The sequence below is a fragment of the Micromonospora ureilytica genome (assembly GCF_015751765.1).
Taxonomy (GTDB): domain Bacteria; phylum Actinomycetota; class Actinomycetes; order Mycobacteriales; family Micromonosporaceae; genus Micromonospora; species Micromonospora ureilytica.
Map to the genome: position 1 here is coordinate 326,479 of NZ_JADOTX010000001.1, position 17,979 is coordinate 344,457.

Annotated in this window: 17 protein-coding genes; 10 read left to right on the forward strand and 7 right to left on the reverse strand. The window is 72.4% G+C overall.

The genetic code is table 11. From position 1 onward, the window contains the following. Positions 1 to 3 precede the first annotated feature (3 nt). Entirely contained in the window at positions 4 to 798 is a 795-nt protein-coding gene (locus tag IW248_RS01550; protein ID WP_124821181.1) for an alpha/beta hydrolase, read from the forward strand. Between the two features lie 20 nt (positions 799 to 818). Here IW248_RS01550 and IW248_RS01555 read toward each other — a convergent pair whose 3' ends face one another. Then, positions 819 to 2,315: an alpha,alpha-trehalose-phosphate synthase (UDP-forming) gene (locus IW248_RS01555; RefSeq protein WP_231396596.1), complete on the reverse strand. Its 1,497-nt coding sequence runs from the start codon at positions 2,313 to 2,315 to the stop codon at positions 819 to 821. Positions 2,316 to 2,473: 158 nt separating this feature from the next. Further along, the gene (locus IW248_RS01560) at positions 2,474 to 3,325 is read right to left on the reverse strand and encodes a DUF308 domain-containing protein (protein ID WP_124821161.1); all 852 of its coding nucleotides are present in this window, start codon (positions 3,323 to 3,325) and stop codon (positions 2,474 to 2,476) included. A gap of 308 nt (positions 3,326 to 3,633) precedes the next feature. Between IW248_RS01560 and IW248_RS01565 the strand changes: the two genes are divergently transcribed. Then, positions 3,634 to 4,326 (forward strand): lysophospholipid acyltransferase family protein, encoded by a 693-nt coding sequence (locus IW248_RS01565; RefSeq protein WP_196929994.1) that lies wholly within the window; start codon positions 3,634 to 3,636, stop codon positions 4,324 to 4,326. A gap of 26 nt (positions 4,327 to 4,352) precedes the next feature. Here the strand turns inward: IW248_RS01565 and IW248_RS01570 are convergent, their stop codons facing one another. Further along, positions 4,353 to 7,868, reverse strand: a complete 3,516-nt coding sequence (locus IW248_RS01570; RefSeq protein WP_231396597.1) for an AAA family ATPase — start codon at positions 7,866 to 7,868, stop codon at positions 4,353 to 4,355. A 131-nt stretch (positions 7,869 to 7,999) separates the two neighbouring features. Between IW248_RS01570 and IW248_RS01575 the strand changes: the two genes are divergently transcribed. Then, the gene (locus tag IW248_RS01575) at positions 8,000 to 8,257 is read left to right on the forward strand and encodes a hypothetical protein (RefSeq protein WP_196925348.1); all 258 of its coding nucleotides are present in this window, start codon (positions 8,000 to 8,002) and stop codon (positions 8,255 to 8,257) included. A 54-nt stretch (positions 8,258 to 8,311) separates the two neighbouring features. Here the strand turns inward: IW248_RS01575 and IW248_RS01580 are convergent, their stop codons facing one another. Continuing rightward, the gene (locus IW248_RS01580) at positions 8,312 to 9,532 is read right to left on the reverse strand and encodes an MFS transporter (RefSeq protein ID WP_196925349.1); all 1,221 of its coding nucleotides are present in this window, start codon (positions 9,530 to 9,532) and stop codon (positions 8,312 to 8,314) included. 210 nt (positions 9,533 to 9,742) lie between these two features. Here IW248_RS01580 and IW248_RS33370 point away from each other — a divergent pair, with 210 nt between their 5' ends. Further along, positions 9,743 to 9,874: a hypothetical protein gene (locus tag IW248_RS33370; RefSeq protein WP_269155050.1), complete on the forward strand. Its 132-nt coding sequence runs from the start codon at positions 9,743 to 9,745 to the stop codon at positions 9,872 to 9,874. 154 nt (positions 9,875 to 10,028) lie between these two features. Here IW248_RS33370 and IW248_RS01585 read toward each other — a convergent pair whose 3' ends face one another. Then, positions 10,029 to 10,721 carry a Crp/Fnr family transcriptional regulator gene (locus tag IW248_RS01585; RefSeq protein WP_091407574.1) on the reverse strand — a complete coding sequence of 231 codons (693 nt, stop codon included), beginning with the start codon at positions 10,719 to 10,721 and terminating at the stop codon, positions 10,029 to 10,031. Positions 10,722 to 10,990: 269 nt separating this feature from the next. On the opposite strand from IW248_RS01585, the gene IW248_RS01590 reads away from it, so the two are divergent. The 5 genes from IW248_RS01590 to IW248_RS01610 all read left to right on the forward strand — a co-directional run bounded on the left by IW248_RS01590 (position 10,991) and on the right by IW248_RS01610 (position 14,570). Continuing rightward, complete coding sequence (locus IW248_RS01590; protein WP_196929996.1) at positions 10,991 to 11,488, forward strand: polyadenylate-specific 3'-exoribonuclease AS; 498 nt, start codon at positions 10,991 to 10,993, stop codon at positions 11,486 to 11,488. A 78-nt stretch (positions 11,489 to 11,566) separates the two neighbouring features. Next, on the forward strand, positions 11,567 to 12,070 hold the full coding sequence (locus IW248_RS01595; RefSeq protein WP_196925350.1) for a pyridoxamine 5'-phosphate oxidase family protein: 504 nt from the start codon (positions 11,567 to 11,569) through the stop codon (positions 12,068 to 12,070). A 160-nt stretch (positions 12,071 to 12,230) separates the two neighbouring features. Further along, positions 12,231 to 13,259, forward strand: coding sequence for a 6-phosphofructokinase (locus IW248_RS01600; RefSeq protein WP_110564192.1), 1,029 nt, complete (start codon positions 12,231 to 12,233; stop codon positions 13,257 to 13,259). 72 nt (positions 13,260 to 13,331) lie between these two features. Continuing rightward, positions 13,332 to 14,150: a pyrroline-5-carboxylate reductase gene (proC, locus tag IW248_RS01605; protein WP_196925351.1), complete on the forward strand. Its 819-nt coding sequence runs from the start codon at positions 13,332 to 13,334 to the stop codon at positions 14,148 to 14,150. A 69-nt stretch (positions 14,151 to 14,219) separates the two neighbouring features. Beyond that, on the forward strand, positions 14,220 to 14,570 hold the full coding sequence (locus IW248_RS01610) for a DUF2203 domain-containing protein (protein WP_196925352.1): 351 nt from the start codon (positions 14,220 to 14,222) through the stop codon (positions 14,568 to 14,570). A gap of 1 nt (position 14,571) precedes the next feature. On the opposite strand, the gene IW248_RS01615 is transcribed toward IW248_RS01610, so the two are convergent. Continuing rightward, entirely contained in the window at positions 14,572 to 15,252 is a 681-nt protein-coding gene (locus IW248_RS01615; protein WP_307787624.1) for a class F sortase, read from the reverse strand. Next, positions 15,249 to 16,118, reverse strand: coding sequence for a DUF4397 domain-containing protein (locus tag IW248_RS01620; protein ID WP_196925353.1), 870 nt, complete (start codon positions 16,116 to 16,118; stop codon positions 15,249 to 15,251). The genes IW248_RS01615 and IW248_RS01620 overlap by 4 nt, the downstream gene beginning before the upstream one ends. Positions 16,119 to 16,349: 231 nt before the next feature. Here IW248_RS01620 and IW248_RS01625 point away from each other — a divergent pair, with 231 nt between their 5' ends. After that, positions 16,350 to 17,951 (forward strand): glycosyltransferase 87 family protein, encoded by a 1,602-nt coding sequence (locus IW248_RS01625; protein WP_196925354.1) that lies wholly within the window; start codon positions 16,350 to 16,352, stop codon positions 17,949 to 17,951. The last annotated feature ends 28 nt before the right edge of the window (positions 17,952 to 17,979 follow it).

A 17,979-nucleotide genomic window follows, 5' to 3' on the forward strand; every position in this document is an offset into this window, starting at 1 on the left:
ATCATGCGGGGCCGGGAGTGGTCGCGCCCGGTCCGGCCGGCCCGGCGGGAGGTGCTCAGCGCGATCCCCGAGCTGGAGGAGGGGCGTCCGCCGCTGCTCTTCGTTCCCGGGTTCGGGCACGGCGCGTGGGCGTTCGCCGAGCACTGGTTGGGTCACGCGGCGTCGCGGGGGTTCCCGGCGTACGCGGTGAGCCTGCGCGGGCACGGTGGCAGCGAGCCGGCGCCGGAGGCGACGCTGCGGGCGTACACCCACGATGTGGTCCAGGTGGCCGCGAGCCTGCCGCGGCAGGCGGTGCTGGTGGGGCACGGCGCCGGGGCCCTGGTGGTGGCGCACGCGTTGGCCCGCTATCCGGCGCGGGGCGCGGTCCTGGTGGCACCGGTCTTCGGTGGCTGGGGAGTGCTGGGCGCGGCGTTGCGCCGCAACCCCGCCGGTACGCTGCCGGCGGTGTTCGGCGGGCCGTTGCGGCTCAACCGGGGGCAGTTGTTCAGCCGCGAGTTGCCCGACGAGGAGGCCCGGCGGTACGTCGGACGCCTCGGTCGGGCTGGTCGACGGGCGCAGTGGGCGCTGCTGGGTGAGCCGGAGGCCGAGGCGGCCGTGGGCGCGCCCCCGGTGTTGGTGCTGGGCAGCCCGGACGACCGGGTGGTGCCGGCGTCGACGTTGACCCGGGTGGCCCGCAGGTTCGGGTCGGCGCCGCTGCTCTTCCCCGGGATGGGCCACGACCTGATGCTTGACGCGCGGTGGGCGGAGCCGATCGACGCGATCCTGGACTGGCTGGAGAAGGAGCCCGCGGCGCACTGAGCAGCCAGGCCGACGGCCGGTCAGCCGCCGGCCTGTTGCACGGCCGGGCTGCCGGTCGTGGTGGCCGGTCGGGGCACCCGTACGGGCGCGTCGGAGCCGGCGTCGGTGCTGCTCAGACGACCGACCAGGGAGCCGCCCTCGTCCAGGGCGCGGAGGTAGGAACGGGCCCAGGCCCGGATGTCGTGCTGGTGCAGGTGGGCGCGCATGGCCCGCATCCGCTGGGTGGTGTCGGCCGGGCTGGCCCGCAGGGCCGCGCGCAGGCCCTGCTTGAGCCCTTCCAGGTCGTGCGGGTTGACCAGGTACGCCTGGGACAGCTCGGCGGCGGTGCCGGCGAACTCGCTGAGCAGCAGGGCGCCGGTGTCGTCGACCCGCGCGGCCACGTACTCCTTGGCGACCAGGTTCATCCCGTCGCGCAACGGCGTCACAGCCATCACGTCGGCGACCCGGTAGAGCGCGGCCAGTTCGGCCCGGTCGAAGGGTTGGGTGAGGTAGTGGATCGCCGGCTCGCCGACCCGACCGAACTCGCCGTTGATCCGGCCGACCTCGCGTTCGATGCGCTCGCGCAGGATCTGGTACTGGCCGACGCGTTCCCGGCTCGGCATGGCGACCTGCACCAGCACCGTGTCGCGGACCTTGACGTCGCCGCTGGCGAGCAACTCGCTGTACGCCTTGAGGCGCTGCTCGATGCCCTTTGTGTAATCCATCCGGTCCACGCTGAGGACTACCTGCCGGGGATCGCCGAGGTCCTGACGGAGCCGGCGGGCCCGAGCGGCCACGTCCGGGCGGTCGGCGAGCGCGGCCATCTCGGCGGTGTCGATGGAGACCGGGAACGCGCCGATGCGGACGACCCGGTCGTCGACGCCGATCCGCCGGTCGGTGGCCGGCAGCTCCAGCACCCGGGTCACCAGCTGGGCGAAGTTGTGCGCCGCCTGCACGCGCTGGAAGCCGACCAGGTCGGCGCCGAGCATGCCGCGCAGCAGTTCGGCCCGGCGGGGCAGCTGCATGAAAAGCTCCGGCGGCGGGAACGGCACGTGCAGGAAGAACCCGATGCGCAGGTCCGGGCGGAGCGCGCGCAGCTGACCGGGGACCAGTTGCAGGTGGTAATCCTGCACCCAGACCACCCCGCCGGGCTCGGCCGCCTCCGCGGTCGCCTCGGCGAAGCGCTGGTTGACCCGCTGGTACGCCTCCCACCACCGGCGGTGGTGCTGCGGCTGCTCCACCGAGTCGTGGTAGAGCGGCCAGAGGGTGGCGTTGGCGAACCCCTCGTAGTGGTCGCGCAGGTCCTCCGGGCTGAGCGCGACGGTGTGCATCCGCACGCCGTCCACGTCCGGCAGCGAAGGGGCCGGCCCGGTGCCACCGGCCCAGCCGACCCAGGTCGCCGGGGTGTGCCGCAGGAGGGGGTGCAGCGCGCTGACCAGCCCACCTGGGCTGCGCCGCCACTCGCAGGCCCCGTCGGGGGCCTGGTTGTCGTCGATGGGGAGGCGGTTGGCCACCACCACGAGAGAACTCTGTCGCATCTCGGGCATTCCGATCAGCAGAGGACTGACCGCCGCGAGCAAGGGAAAACCGGTCAGTCAGCGGGGGAAGTGACGTACAGCGGTATTCCTACTGACAGTAAGTTACACCACTGTTACGCCCCCGGCGGGGCGCTGCCGTCCCGGGATGCGGGCCGACCTCAGACGACGGCGCCGTTGTCCGGGTCGTCCTCGTCCTCGTCGCCGGGGCGCAGCCGCCAGATCAGCGTGACGAAACCGGCCAGGATGCCGGTGAACCCGAACAGTGTGACCGCCGAGCGGTCGATCGGGAGCAGCCACGGGAAGAGGAACAGCACGAACCCGACGACCACCCCGAGCACGCCGATCACCGCGTACTTGCTGACCCGCGGCAGCGGCGGCGGTGGCGGCGGGTGGTAACCCTCGTCGTCCTCGTCGTCGGGCAGGTCGGCGCCGAAGGTGTCCAGCCCGTCCAGCAGCGAGGGCTCGTCCGGTCGGGTGCCACGCCCCACCGAGATCCCGGAGATGTCCGTCGCGGACGGTAGCCGGCGAACGTCGGTGGCGGTCGGGCCGGGCTCGTCGGCGCCGGAGCGGGTCAGCGTCCCGGAGGTCGACTCGTCCCGGTTGTCCCGTTCGTCCACGTCCTCCGAGGCCGGCCACGGGTGGTCACCGGGCGTGGAGGTGGTGTGGAAGCCCGCCACGATCCGCGCCCACTCGGCGTCGATGTCCGGTTCGTCGCGAGCCGGCGGCTGCTCCGGAGCGGTCTCGTCGGCGAGTTGGGTCAAATAGTCCCGTGCGGTGGTCAGGTGCGAGCGGTCGACGTAGAGCCGGTCGACCGGCCGGGCCGGCACGGTGGTGGTGCGGGTGACCGGGTTGAGGTCGGCGGAGGGCTGGAGGTAGGCGGCGATCCCGCCGGCGGCCAGCACGTCGAGCAGGTGCTCACCGACGCGCGGATCGACGTCGCCGACGACGGCGTACTCGTTCGCGTCGAGCCCGTTGTCCCGCCGTCCCCGGCGGGCCCCACCCGCTGACACCCGGACATCCCCCTTAACGCGCCTTCCGGCGCGGCCACCTCTGCCCCTCGGCGCCCGTCCGCACGCCGTGCTCTGAATCGTGACACGTCAGGGCATGGTTCCGGGAGTGCGTTGTGTCGCGTCTTCCAAAGTCACGGCTGCTCCCGCAGGTCGCGGCGGGGCTCCTTTGTCCGTTCTTGCGCGACAAGTGCGATCTCGGTGATCGTCGGCAGCGGGGGTTTCGTCCGTTGTGGTGAGAGCGCTCGCTTCGTAGGCTCGGCGGCGACGACGGCTGGCGCTGTCGCGGGCACACCATGGAAAGGACGCCGGTGCTCTACTGGCTGCTGAAGTACGTCATCCTCGGTCCGCTGCTCAAGCTGATCTTCCGCCCGCAGGTGGAGGGCCTGCGCAACGTGCCCGCGACCGGTCCGGTGATCCTGGCGAGCAACCACCTCTCCTTCTCCGACTCGATCTTCACGCCGTTGATCACCGCCCGGAAGGTCACCTTCGTCGCCAAGGCCGAATACTTCACCGGCAAGGGAATCAAGGGCTGGCTGACCAAGATGTTCTTCGTCGGCACGGGCACGATTCCGGTGGATCGCTCCGGCGGCCAGGCCGCGCGTGCCGCACTGGACACCCAGTTGCAGGTGCTGCGCGCCGGGGGAGTGGCCGGCATCTACCCCGAGGGCACCCGCTCCCCGGACGGGCGGCTCTACCGGGGCAAGACCGGGGTGGCCCGGCTCGCCCTGGAGAGCGGCGCGGTGGTGGTGCCGGTGGCGATGCTCAACGCCGACAAGATCCAGCCGCCGGGCAAGCTCATCCCCAAGATCGACCGGGTGAAGGTCCGGTTCGGGCCGCCGCTGGACTTCTCCCGCTACGCCGGCCTGGCCGGCGACCGGTTCGTCGAGCGCGCGGTCACCGACGAGATCATGTACGAGTTGATGGAGCTATCCGGTCGGGAGTACGTCGACATCTACGCCCAGAAGCTCAAGGAGCCGGTCCCGGCGCCACTGGCCGCCTGACCGCCGCCGTGCTGCGCCGTCGACGGTCAGGGCAGGTGGAGCAGGGTGGGGGCCTGGTGACGGGTGGCGAAGTCGTGCAGGCGGGCGCGGGTCGCCGCGGCGGCCGGTGGGTTGGTCTCGGCCAGCGGGCCGATCGCCAGCGCCAGCGTGATGACCTCGTCTGTCACGTCGGTCATCCGGGCGTAGCTCGCCGCCGCCTCGCGCAGCAGGTTCGCCGCGGTCGAGGCATCCCCGGCGTGCCGGGCCAGCGTGGCGTCGGCGACCTGACCGGCGGCGTGAGCCCACGGGGTCATCCGGGGCGCCCGGTCGAGCATCTGCCGGACCAGCCGGGCGGCGTCCGCGCCGAGCACCCCGGCGACGTGCCCGACGGCCGGCACCCACTCAGCGAACGGAATCATCCGGGTCCGTCGCCAGTCCTCGTCCAGTTCGGTGAGCAGCGCCATCGCCTCGTCGCGACGGCCCTGCACCGCCCGGCACAGCGCGGCGTGCGCCAGGGTGGAGCGCAGCACCCGGTGGAATCCGCTGCGCCGCGCCGCGACTAGCGCCTGCTCGACCAGATCCCCACCCGTTCCGTCCGGCCCCGCGGTTCCGTCGGGCCCCACCGTTCCGGCAGGTCCGGCGGTCGCGACCAGCTCGGCCCCGGCCAGCCCGCGCATCCAACCCGAGACCGCCACGATGTGCAGATCCCACTCCGCGGTCGGCCGTCGGGTCGACTCCGCAGCCATCGCCAGCGCCGCCGTCCAGTCACCCGCGTAGTACGACCGCGCCCACTGGTCGGCGAAGCTGGTGGCCAGGCTGTGCTCCCCGCCCAGGTCGAGGGTGAGCTGCTCGTCGACCAACCGGGCCGAGCCGGCCAGGTCGCCCTCCTCCTGCAACGCCCAGGCCAGGTTCTGCACCGCCCGGCGTCGACTGGTCAGCCGTTCCACCCGGCAGTGCTCGGTCACCTCCGCCAGCTCCGGGAACGCCGAGGCGGAGCCGGCCAGGTAGCGCGCCACGGCCAGGGTGATCCGCGCGTTGGCCTGGACCTCGCGCAGCTGGAGCCGCTCGGCCAGGGACGCCGCCGCCCGTGCCGCGGTGCACGCCGGCTCGGTCTCCGCGTTGAGCATGTGCACCCGGGCCAGCTCCAACAGGGCGCCCGCCTTCTCCTGGCTGTCCGGTAGGTCGCTGTAGATGCCGATCGCCTGGTCCAGGCAGTGCAGCGTCGCCGAACGGTCGGCCCGACTCCACGCGGCGGTGGCGAGCAGGGTCCAGGCGCGTGCCGCCCCCGTCCGGTCGCCGCTCGTGGCGAGCCGCTCGGCCAGCCCGGTGAGAGTGCCCGTGCCACCCGCCACGAGGAAGGCGTCCCCGTCCCGGTAGAACGCCAGCTCGGCGTCGAACAGCTCCAACGCCGGGTCCGGCCCGACGTCCAGGGCCAGCGCCCGGCCGACCAGCGCGGCGGCGGTGTCCAGCGCGTGCAGCTCGTACGCCCGGCGGGCCGCCCGGTGCAGCGCGGCCCGCGCCGGCGGGGCGTACGGGGCGGTGTCCAACCCGACGGTCCGGGCGATCTCGTGTGCCGCCCAGCGATGGTGGGCCAGCACCTCGGCCAGGTCGTACTGCCGGCCGTCGGTGAGCTGCGCCATCCAGTCGGCGGTGCGTTGGTGGCGCAGCACCCGCTCGGCCCGGGGCAGCCGCTGGTAGCAGACGTCGCGCACCAGGATGTGCCGGAACCGGTACTCCGGCTGGCCGGGCATCGTCGACGTGCTCTGCTCGTACACCAGGTCGCGACGTTGCAGGCGGTCTAGCGCACGCTCCACCCACTCCACCGGCCGCCCCAGCGCCATCGCCACCGGCGCGGCCCAGAACACCACGCCGACCACGGCGGCGGCCTGGAGCACCGCCCGATCGGCCGGGTCCAGCAGGTCGAGCCGGTTCGCGATGACCGCCTGCACCGTGCGGGGCATCTCCGCGCCACCGTCGAGGTCGGGACGGGCGGCCGAACCGACCGCGTCGAGCAGCCCGCCGTCCAGCAGCATCCGGGCGTACTCCTGGGCGTAGAGCGGGTTGCCGTCGGCGAACTCGATCAGCGGGGTACGCGAGCCGGAGGGCAGCGTCGACTGCCCGAGGAGCAGCGAGTAGAGCGTGTCGATGTCGGTGTCGTGCATCGGCGGCACCGAGATGGACATCGCGCCACTGATCGTGCCGGTCCAGGCCGGGTGCCGTTCCCGCAGCTCCGGCCGGGCGGTCGCGACGACCAGCAGCGGCACGCCGCGCGCCGTCGCGCCCAACTGCTCGACGAAGGCGAGCATCGCCTGATCCGCCCAGTGCATGTCCTCGAAGGCCAGCACGGTCGGGCCGGTGGCCGCCAGGGCGAGCAGGAATCGCCGCCAGGCGGCCTCGGTCTCGCCGGGGGTGAGCCGCTCGCCGGGTACGCCGATCAGCGGCCCGAGCGCCTCGGCCAGCCGGGTCGCGTGCGGGTCGGCGAGCTGCCCCAGACGGGCCCGCAGCCGTTCGCGCAGCGCGGCCGGGTCATCGACCTCCGGCACGCCCACCCAGGTCTTCACGATGTCCGACAGCGCGGCCCAGGTGACGTTCTCGCCGAACGGCGGGCACTGCCCGACGAGCCAGGTGACCGGCGGGCCGGGCATGCTGCCGGCGTGCCGGGCCAGCTCGCGCAGCAGCCGGCTCTTGCCCACGCCGGCCGGGCCGAACACCGTCACCAACTGGGAGGTCCGCTCGGTCACCATCCGGTGCAGCGCGTTGACCAACAGGCCGCGTTCGTGCTCCCGGTCCACCATCGGGGTCAGCTCGGCGCCGCGCGGGTCCCGATGCGGTCGAACCTGGACAGCCAGCCAGATCCGGCTCACCGCGGACCGGCCGCGCAGGGTGACCGGTGGTTGGTCGGCGTACTCCATCTCGTGTCGAGTGGCCGACCAGGTGCTCTCGTCGACGACGACACCGCCCGGTGGGGCGAACCCCTGCAGGCGGGAGGCCGTGTTGACCACGTCTCCGGTCACGAAGGCCTGCCCGCCGTCGCGGGTGGCGGAGAGGTCGACCAGGGCCTCGCCGGTCGCGATGCCGACCCGGAAGCCGAGTGGCGGCTGTGGACCGGCGGGCTGGCGGGCCAGGTTCCGCTGCAGCTCCAGGCCGGCGCGGACGCACCGCAACGCGTCGTTGTCGGTGGCCACCGGCGCGCCGAACAGCGCCATCGCCGCGTCGCCGATGTACTTCTCGACGACCCCGCCGTACTGGTGCACGATCCGGCGCACCGTGGCGAAGTAGGTCTGCTGCAGGCCGCGGGCCTGCTCCGGGTCGGCCTGCTCCGCGTACCTGGTGAAGTCCACTATGTCGACGAAGAGCACGCTGACCTGGCGCCGGTCCTCCTGCACCGCGACGACGTGGTCCCGCAGCGGTTGGCCGCAGCTGGTGCAGAAGTTGACCTCGGTGCTGTTGGCGTGCCCGCAGTGCGCACAGTTGACCCCGAGCGGCTGGCCACACCCGCCGCAGAAGCGGTCGTCCGGCCCGGCCGCGCGTGCGCAGTGTCCACACTTGAGGTCGATGTTCAGCTCCGTGGGCGAAAGAGGTCAGTATCGCTTCCGGCCTGCCCAGTCGGGTACCCGACGTGCGGACGGGCAACGTCATCGATCGGTCGGGGTTAGTGTTCCGTACCAGGAAGTTTCATGTCAGGGAGAGTGCCGTGCAGGTACGACTGTCCGCCTCGTGGACCGATCCGGGTGGCACGCTATGGGCTCCGGGCGACACGATCGACGTCGATGCGGTCACTCTCGCCGAACTGGAGGAGCAGGGCATGGTGGAAGAGCCTGAGGGCCAGTCGGGCGGGTCGGGGGAGACCACGACCACCTCGTCGAGCACGTCCACGGCCGGTAAGCCGACCGACCCGAAGAAGATCGGTCCGGGGCCGGGTGCGCCGCCGGCCGACGGCAAGGAGAACTGATCGCCCGGGTGCGGCGGCGGGCCGACGGTCCGCCGCCGCACCCGTCGGGCCGCCTCACCCGTTGGCCGCCGCGAACCTGCCCGGTGTCGGCAGCCGCAGCCCCAGGGCCCGGGTGAGCAGGGGAGCGATCAGCCCCAGGGTGGCCAGCACCCCCAACCCCGAGATGACCAGCACCCATCGTGGCCCGACCACCGCCAGCAGCGGTGCGCCGACGGCATAGGCCAGGGCCTCCGCCGCGTACGGGAACATGTAGACGGTGCCGAACACCACGCCGAGCCGTTCGGCCGGCACGTTCTGCTGGATGAGGGTGTCGGCGGCGACGTTGTGCCAGCCTGCACCGACACCGGCCACCGCCTGACCGGCGATGGCGAGCGCGATCACCGGGCTGAGTCCGGTGACCAGCGTTCCGGCCCCGAGCGCCAGCAGGGCGCCGTAGAGGACCAGGTCCATCCGGATGCGTACGCCGGTTCTCGCCAGACACAGGGGACCGAGCACCATGCCGATGCCGTAGGCGGTGCCCAGCAGACCGATCGTGACCTCGGTGGCGCCCAGTTCGGCGCGTCCGAGGGGGACGATGGCGAGGTTGTCGAGCGCGGCGAACATCACCATCACCAGGAACCCGACCGAGACGGCGCGGACCACTCGGTGCCCCCGGACCACTCGCAGCCCTTCGCGCAGCACCGTGTGCAGTGGCTCGGGCCGGCGGCTGGCCCCGGTCGCCGAGAGCGTCCGGACTCCGCCGATCAGCAGCGCGGAGAGCACGAAGGTCGCCGCGTCCACGAGCAGCGTGGCGGTCAGCCCGAGGGTCGCGAGCAGGAGGCCGCCGAGGGCCGGCCCGGCAGCGATGCCGATGTTGACGCCAGTGGCGAGTTGCGCGTTCGCCGCGGGCAGTTGTTCGCGTTCGACCAGGCGGGGTAGCAGGCTGCGCCCGGCGGGAGTGAACGCGGTGGCAGCAGTGGTAGCCGCGGTGATCAACGCCAACAGGACGGGCAGGGGCGGCGCGAGCAGCGCGATGGCGAGGTAGGTCAACGCCTGGGCGGTGTCACAACCGATCATCAGTCGGCGCTGGTCGAACCGGTCGGCCAGAGCGCCGAGTAATGGTCCGAACAGCCGGGGCACCGTGGAGGCCAGCAGCAGCAGGGCGACCGCCGCGCCGCCGTGCCGGTCGTAGACGGCGATCAGCAGCGCCGTCCGGGCCAGCTGGTCACCGGTGTACGACACCAGGCGCGCGGACCAGTACCGACGAAATGCGACATTGCCGCGGAGTAATGACATGACCGGTGGCTCCTCACTGCTGCGGGTATGTCGGCACGGGCCCTGGAACAGGGGTGGGCGCGGCAACCTTGTCAGCGCGGCGGGGAGGCCAACAACAGCTCTTCAGCCAGTGATTCATGTCGATTTGTCCTATTTCGTCCCAACGTTCTACGCCGTAGCGTCCTCGGCAAGACAGGCACGACAGGCACCACAATCGACCAGGGGGACGACATGGCGACCACGACGACGACCACCACGACCGCGAGCGGCTGGGCCGGGCCGGGCATCTGGGCCGGGCCGGGATTCTGGGCGGGCCCCGGCTACCAGTCGGCCGCGGCCCGTTGGCCGGGCGCGACCCGCTGAGCCCGACGCGCTGAACCGCGAGAACGGTGACGCCGGCTGCCAATGGCAGCCGGCGCAGCCGTGCGTACGGGTGGAAGAGGAAGAGCGGGTGGCGGCGGGTGACGCGTGTCCAGATCGGATGCCCGACCGGCGACGAACCGGGCGGGCCGGTCGCTCAGCGGTCGGCCATGCCGGCGCGGCGACGCAGCGCGGCCACGTCGGTCACCACGATCCGGCGGCCCTCGGTACGCAACCAGCCACGGCTCGCGAACGAGCCGATCGCCTGGTTGACGCTCTGCCGGGAACCACCGGCCATCTCGGCCAGCTGGCTCTGATTGAGCTCGATCGTGATCATCGGCGCCTGGCTCTCGCCGGCCAACCGAACCAGCGTCTTCGCCACCCGACCTGGCAGGTCGAGGAAGACGTGGTCGGCATTCTGCTCGGTGAGCCGACGGATCAGCCCGCCCAGTGAGCGCATCACCGCGTCCAGGATGCGTGGGTTGGAGTGCACCAACTCCATGAACGCGCCCCGCGAGAGCGCGAGCGCCGCGCAGTCCTCGATGGCCTCCGCCGAGGCGGACCGGGTGGACGCGTCGAGCAGGGAGACCTCACCGAGCACGTCCGGTGGACGGATAACCGACAACACGGCCCGCTCGCCGGTGGGCGCGGTGCGGAACACGGCCACCGCGCCACGGCGCAGCACGATCAGCGACTCGCCGGGGTCGTTCTCCACGAAGAGCAGTTGGCCCTTGCGGTAGGTGCGCGGAACTGCGGCCGCGATGACGCGTTGCCGCACCTCGGGCTCCAGCCCGGCGAACATCTCAACACCCGTGAGCGCGTCACCCGGCTCTGGCAGGCGAACCTCCACGGCCCAACCCCTCCCCCGGTCATGGACCACAACTCGCTCACCGGGCGAACCTGATGGGCCCCGACAAGGTGAACTGACACCGATTCGGCGTCCGGTAGCGGTACACATCAGATCATGACGGTCCGGTCGCTTGCTGTACACCCCTCGAAGCACTTCCGTGACCGTCACGAGCTGCGACGTACCGTTCACGAGGTGTCGCTGCGGCTCCGCCCACCCTGGGGTGGGCCCCGCCGGGCACGGCCGTGCGGCCGTGGGCGAAGATGCCCGGAATGGTCTACCGCTACTTCTACGACTGCGAGTTCATCGAGGACGGCACGACCGTCGACCTCGTCTCGATCGGTGTCGTCGACGAGTACGGCCGCGAGTTCTACGCGGTCTCCACCGAGTTCGACGACTCCCGCGCCGTGCCCTGGGTTCGACGCAACGTGCTGGACAAGTTGCCCTCCCCGGCGGACCGGGCCTGGCGCTCGCGTGAGCGCATCCGCGACGACCTGTACGACTTCCTGATGGAGCCGATTCGGGACCGTCCGGGGGAGCAGTTGGAGCTGTGGGCCTGGTTCGCCGCGTACGACCACGTGGTGCTCGCCCAGCTCTGGGGTGCGATGCCGGCGCTGCCCCGGGAGATTCCCCGCTACACCAAGGAGCTGCGGCAGCTCTGGGACGAGCGCGGTCGTCCCCCCCTGCCGGACGCGGACGCGGCCCGGCACGATGCCCTGGTCGACGCCCGGCACAATCTGGCCCGCTGGCGGGCGATGACCGCCCGTTGAGTGGTGGCCGCGCCGCCGTAGGTTTGACCGGTTCTGTCCCGGGCAACGGTTCGACCAGCCGAGCCGAGGGAGATTGCCATGAGTGACCAGCCGACCAGCGCCGCGGAGGCACGCGCCCGGGTCACCGGCCTGGCCCGGGCCGCGCGGATCTGCATGCTCACCACGACTGCTCTGGACGGGCGGCAGGTGAGCCGGCCGATGGGGCTCCAGGAGGCCGAGTTCGACGGCGAGCTGTGGTTCTTCGCCTACGCCGACTCGGCCAAGGTCCGCCAGATCCGGGTGAACCCGGAGGTCAATGTCGCCTTCTCCGACCAGAAGCACAACGCGTGGGTGTCGATCTCCGGTACCGCCACCGAGGGGTTCGACCGGGCCCGCGCCGAGCAGTTGTGGAACCCGCTGCTCAAGGCGTGGTTCCCCGACGGGCTGGACACCCCCGGCCTGACGCTGATCAAGGTGCACACCAGCTCCGCCGAGTACTGGGACTCGCCGAGCAGCACCGTGGTGAACCTGCTCGGCTACGCGAAGGCCGCGGTCACCGGTCGGCCTCCGAAGGCCGGCGAGAACCACGAGGTGACCTACTGACCGGGGGTGGGTGGCCGGGGCGCGCTGTCGCCGTACCGGCGGGCCGACTACAGTTCGCAGTGACGGCCCGCCCCGGGCCGGCAACGGCGCCGATGGTCTGACCTGACACATATCCTGGGGCATATCGGGCTTTACCTGATGCTCCAGGAGGATGCGGATCATGCGTATCGGCGTGCTCACCGGCGGCGGCGACTGCCCCGGTCTCAACGCGGTCATCCGGGCGGTGGTCCGCAAGGGCGTCGCCACTTACGGTCACGAGTTCGTGGGCTTCCGGGACGGCTGGAAGGGCCCGCTCGAGGGTCTGTCCCGGCCCCTGGGTATCGCCGACGTCCGCGGCATCCTGCCCCGCGGCGGCACCATCCTCGGCTCGTCCCGGACCAACCCGTTCAAGATCGAGAACGGCGTCGAGCGGATCAAGGACAACCTTGCCGCCCAGGGCGTGGACGCGCTGATCGCGATCGGCGGCGAGGACACCCTCGGCGTTGCCACCAAGCTCTACGAGCTGGGCGTGCACGTCGTCGGCGTGCCGAAGACGATCGACAACGACCTCGGCGCCACCGACTACACCTTCGGTTTCGACACCGCGGTCAACATCGCGATGGAGGCCATCGACCGCCTGCACACCACCGCGGAGAGCCACCACCGCACCCTGGTCGTCGAAGTGATGGGCCGGCACGCCGGCTGGATCGCCCTGCACGCCGGCCTGGCCGGCGGCGCCAACGTGATCCTGCTGCCCGAGCGCCAGTTCGACGTCGACCAGGTGGCCGGCTACGTCGAGAAGCGCTTCCAGCACCAGTACGCCCCGATCGTCGTGGTCGCCGAGGGCGCCCAGCCGCTCGACGGCCAGATGGTCCTCGCCAACCAGGAGCTCGACTCGTTCGGCCACGTCCGCCTCGGCGGCATCGGCCAGTGGCTCGCCGAGCAGCTGGAGGCCAAGACCGGCAAGGAGGCCCGCACCGTGGTGCTGGGCCACATCCAGCGCGGTGGCACCCCGACCGCCTTCGACCGGGTGCTCGCCACCCGCCTGGGCCTGCAGGCCATCGACGCCGTCAACGACGGCGACTGGGGCAAGATGGTCGCGATGCAGAGCACCGACATCGTCCGGGTGCCCCTCGCGGAGGCCACCCGCGAGCTGAAGACCGTGCCGCTGGAGCGGTACGCCGAGGCCGAGGTCTTCTTCGGCAGCTGATCGAACGTCGGCGGCGCGGCGGGCCTGCGGGTCCGCCGCGCCGCGACCCAATGCGAGGGGGTACGGGCCGACATGTCAGCCGGGGTGCACACAGTCGCGGTGATCGGCGCGGGCAAGATCGGTGAGCTGATGCTCTCCGGTCTGCTGCGCTCGGGATGGCCGGTGGACCGGCTGCTGGCCACCGCCCGTCGGCCCGCTCGCGCCGAGGAGCTGACCGCCCGTTACGGCGTACGGGTGGTCGACAACCTGATCGCTGTGGACGAGGCCGCGGTGCTCGCCGTCTCGGTGAAGCCGCAGGACGCCGCCGCGCTCCTCGACGAGATCGGCCCCAAGGTGCCGGCCGACAAGCTCGTCATCTCGCTCTGCGCCGGTCTGCCCACCAGCTTCTTCAGTCGCCGGTTGCCCGAGGGGACCCCTGTGGTGCGGGTGATGACCAACACCCCGGCGCTCGTCGACCAGGCGATGACCGCGATCTCCGCCGGCGCGTACGCCACCGGGGAGCACCTGACGTTGGCCGAGGAGATGTTCAAGCCGCTCGGCCAGACGATCCGGGTGCCCGAGTCGCAGCAGGACGCGGTCACCGCGCTCTCCGGCTCCGGCCCGGCCTACTTCTACCTGCTGGTCGAAGCCATGATCGATGCGGGGATCCTGCTCGGGCTGCCCCGCCAGGTGGCGCACGAGTTGATCGTGCAGACCGCGATCGGGTCGGCGGTGATGCTGCGCGACTCCGGCGAGCACCCGGTCAAGCTGCGCGAGGCGGTCACCTCGCCGGCCGGCACCACCATCTCCGCGATCCGTGAGCTGGAGAAGCACGGCGTACGCGCGGCGCTGCTCGCCGCGCTCGAGGCCGCCCGGGATCGCGCCCGCGAGCTGGCGGCACAGGCCGACTGAACGTTCGGGCGCATCGCGCTGAACCGTTCCGGGCACGTTGCGGGGCCGTGCGTGCCGCATACTGGCCCGGTGTTCACACTTGCCCAGGCCCGGCACCTGGTGGCCACTCTGCAGCCGCGCGTCGACGAGTTGATCCGGGTCCGGGCCGACCTCGCCGAGCTGCGCGTCGACCTGGCCGACCACGGCATGAGCACGCTCGGCGGGCTGGCCGAGGTGAAGGCGCTGGAGGCTCGGCTGCACGCCGTCGTCGACGAGCTGCACCAGCACGACATCCAGGTCAAGGGCATCGCTCCGGTGCTGCTCGACTTCCCCGGCGAGCGGGACGGCCGTGCCGTGCTCTGGTGCTGGCTGGAAGGCGACTCCGACGTGCGCTGGTACCACCGGGCCGAGTGCGGCTTCGCCGGCCGCCGCCCCCTCTGACTCAGCCAGCCGCGGACGTCGGCAGGATCGGGTCGGGGGCCTCGGTCACCGCGAAAACCACCACGTTGTCGACGTAGTGGCCCCGCCGCCGGTCGAAGTCGCCCCCGCAGGTGACCAGGCGCAGCTCCGCGCGGGGCGTCGGCCCGTAGACCACGTCCGTCGGAAACCGGTCCTTTCGGGTACGCAGCGACCCGGTCACCCGGAACGACAACCGCTGCCCGCCGCGCCACACCTGCACGAGGTCGCCGGGCCGTAGCTCGCCGAGCCGGGCGAAGACCGCCGGGCCGCGTCGTGAGTCCAGATGCCCGGCGAGTACGGCCGGGCCGGTGTCGCCCGGTGCCGGGCCACCGCCGTACCAGCCAGCGGTGTGGAAGTCGGTCGGCGGGATCAGCACGCCGGCGCGGTCCAGACCCAGCACGGTGAGCGGTGAGTCGACGTCGATGCGCGGTACGCGTACCCGCGTGGGTGGACCCTGTGGCGCGGGCACGGCGGCCACCGACGGGCAGTCGTCGTCGCAGCCGGGGTGCCAGCTCGCCACCGGCGGTGGTGGGCCGGTGGTGGTGGCCAGCCCGACCCCGGTGCCGGCGGCCAGGCAGACCGCCGCGCCGGCCGCGACCAGCGCGGCCAGCGGTATCCGACGGTCACGGTGCCGCCGGATCGACGGGTCCGGCCCGGCGCTCACCAGGTGGTGCGCCGCCGCCGACGCCAGAGCAGCAGGGCCACCGCGCCGGCCGCCGCGGCCAGACCGCCGGCCACCAGGGGATACGCGTCGAGCCCCGCCCCGGCGATGCCACCGGCGCCGGTGTCCACCCCGCCGGCCGGGACGACTGTGCCGCCCTCGGCGTCGCGGCGCAGTTCGGCGGTGAGCCCGCCCTGCTTCGCGTCGAGCACCAGCAGCGAGTAGACCGCACCGCCGGTGAGCCGCACCTCGGCGTCGGTGCTCGGCCCGCCGGCACCGGTCAGCTTCAGCCGCCAACTGCCCGGCTCGACCTGCTGGTAGTCGGTCGTGGTGGCGAACTGCACCCCGTCGGCGATCATCGGGCCGTCGGCGGCGGCCACGTCGAGCACCGGGGTCCGCACCGACGCCTGCACGACCCGCACCTTGGCGCGGCCGTCCGTGGGGGCGCTGAGGTCGTCGTTGAGCACCCGCAGGCCGAGGTCCGCGTGCCGGCCGACACCGGCGACGGTGTAGGCGTCGCCGCTGGTCACCGCGACCTCGGTGGTGAGCACCGGGGGATCGCTGGCGGGTGCGCCGGCCTCGCGCATGGCCACCGCGTACCGGCCCGGAGCGAGTTCGAGGTAGTCGGAGACCACGCCGTAGCCGACCCCGGGAAAGACCCGCGGCTTCGCCTCGCCGGGTGCGGCCAGGTAGACGTCCACCGCCGGGGTGTCCGGGGAGAGGTGCGCGAGCCGGACGTATCCGACGGTGTCCGCGCCGGTCGCGGCGTTCGCAGGGATCGGAATGGCGGCGGTGGCGAGGGCGGTGCCGAGCAGGAGCGCGCCGGAGCCGGCCAGCAGCCGGCGGGGCACGGTACGGAGCGTGTGCATGTCGCCTCCGGGGGCACGTTCGGTGAGCGGGCGGCAACCCAGAGAACAGGGTCCCGTGAACAGGACTGCGGCGCAAGTTGCCACAGCGATGTTTTTGCCGGCTGTCGTTACCGATCTCAAGGAGCGAGGAGGCCGAACAGGTCGGGGACTCCGCCGGGCCCGGACGCGGCCGCTGACCCCCGGACGCCGCTCGGGGCCATCGCGGACGTCGTGCTCGTCTATTCTCGGGCGATGCGGGATCGCCGGGTGGCCCTGGCGTGGGCGGCCTTCGTCGTCGTCGCGCTGGTGTCCGGTGTGTTCGTTCTGCATCGGCCGGATCGCCTCTCCGACCTGCACATCTACTACGGTGCGCTGTCCGACCTGCGCGCCGGCAAGCCGCTGTACGGGTATGAGGCGGAGAACGGCGGTCCGTTCACCTATCCGCCGTTCGCCGCTCTCGTGCTGTGGCCGATCACCTTCGTCAGCGAGGGCGTACTCCAGGGGATCTGGCTGGTGGCGACGTGCGCGACGGTCGTCGCCATCGCCGGGTCGGTGGGTGTCGCGCTGACCACCCGACGTTCCCGGCGCCCGCTCGTCGTGGCGCTTGCGGCCACCGCGCTGATGCTCTCCGCGCCGGTGCAGAGCAACCTGCGCTTCGGGCAGGTCAGCATCTTCATCGTGTTGATGGCCCTGCTCGACGGGCTGGGCGTCGTCCCACCCCGGCTGCGCGGGACGCTGGTCGGGGTGGCCGCGGCGATCAAGCTCACCCCGCTGCTGTTCGTGGTCTACTTCCTCGCCGTCGGGCGCTACCGCGACGCCGGCCGGTCGGCGGCCACGTTCGTGGCCTGCGCGGGGCTCGCCGCGATCGTGCTGCCCGGGGAGAGTTGGTCCTACTGGACCGAAACCGTGCGGCAGACCTCGCGAATCGGCAACCTGGCGTCGCTGGGCAACCAGTCCCTGCACGGAATGTTGCTGCGCGTCGGTGTGGACGAGACGGCGCTGCCAGTGCTCTGGGCGAGCCTGGTGGCACTGATCTGCGCGGCGGCGTTGCTGCGGGCCCGACAGTTGACGCGGCAGGGCCGCCCCGGGCACGCCGCCGTGCTCGTCGGCTGCGCCACAGTGGCCGCGTCCCCGGTGTCCTGGACCCACCACCAGGTGTGGCCGGTGCTCGCCGCGATGCTGCTGATCGGCGCGTCCGGCGTCACCCAGCGGGCGTCCGGCGCGGCGCTGCTCGCCGCCATGGTCGTCTCGTTGGGCGCCGTGCTCAGCCCGATCTCGACGCGGCCGGGGGTGCAGTTCCTCTTCGAGAACGCCCGTGCCGTCGGGGTGTGCGTTCTGTGCCTCGTCGGCTTCGGCGGGGTCGCGGTTGCCGCCCAGCGCACGAGCAGACGACCGGCTGCCGGCCGTGCCTGGCTGCGGGTGGGCGTCACGGCCACTGTGGCGCTCGCGTTCTTTGCCGTGCAGCCACTGCCGGCCGGAGCCGACCCCACCTTCAAGGCGTACACCCTCGACGACGTGGCCAACCCGCGATACTTCTTCGTCTGCCGTGGTCCGGCCGAATGCGCCGCCTACGCCACCGACGTGCCGGTCACCTTCGGCACCCGCGCCGAGAAGACCAAGGTCCGGGTCAACGGCGTGGTCGCCCCACAGGTGACCCGCCTGGAGTACTACTCCGCGCCGGGTGGAGCGCCCCGGGCCATTCCGCTGCTCGCCGCGTACCCGGGTTCGCGTACCTTCTCGTTCCGGTCCGCGACGATGGCCCACGGTCGGCTCGTCGCGTACGCCTCGGACGGACAGCCGATCGCCAGCTTCGACGACGAACTCGCCGCCGCCCTCCGCACGACCGCCCGGTAGGCGATCGCGGGCAGGGCGGCGGCTGGCG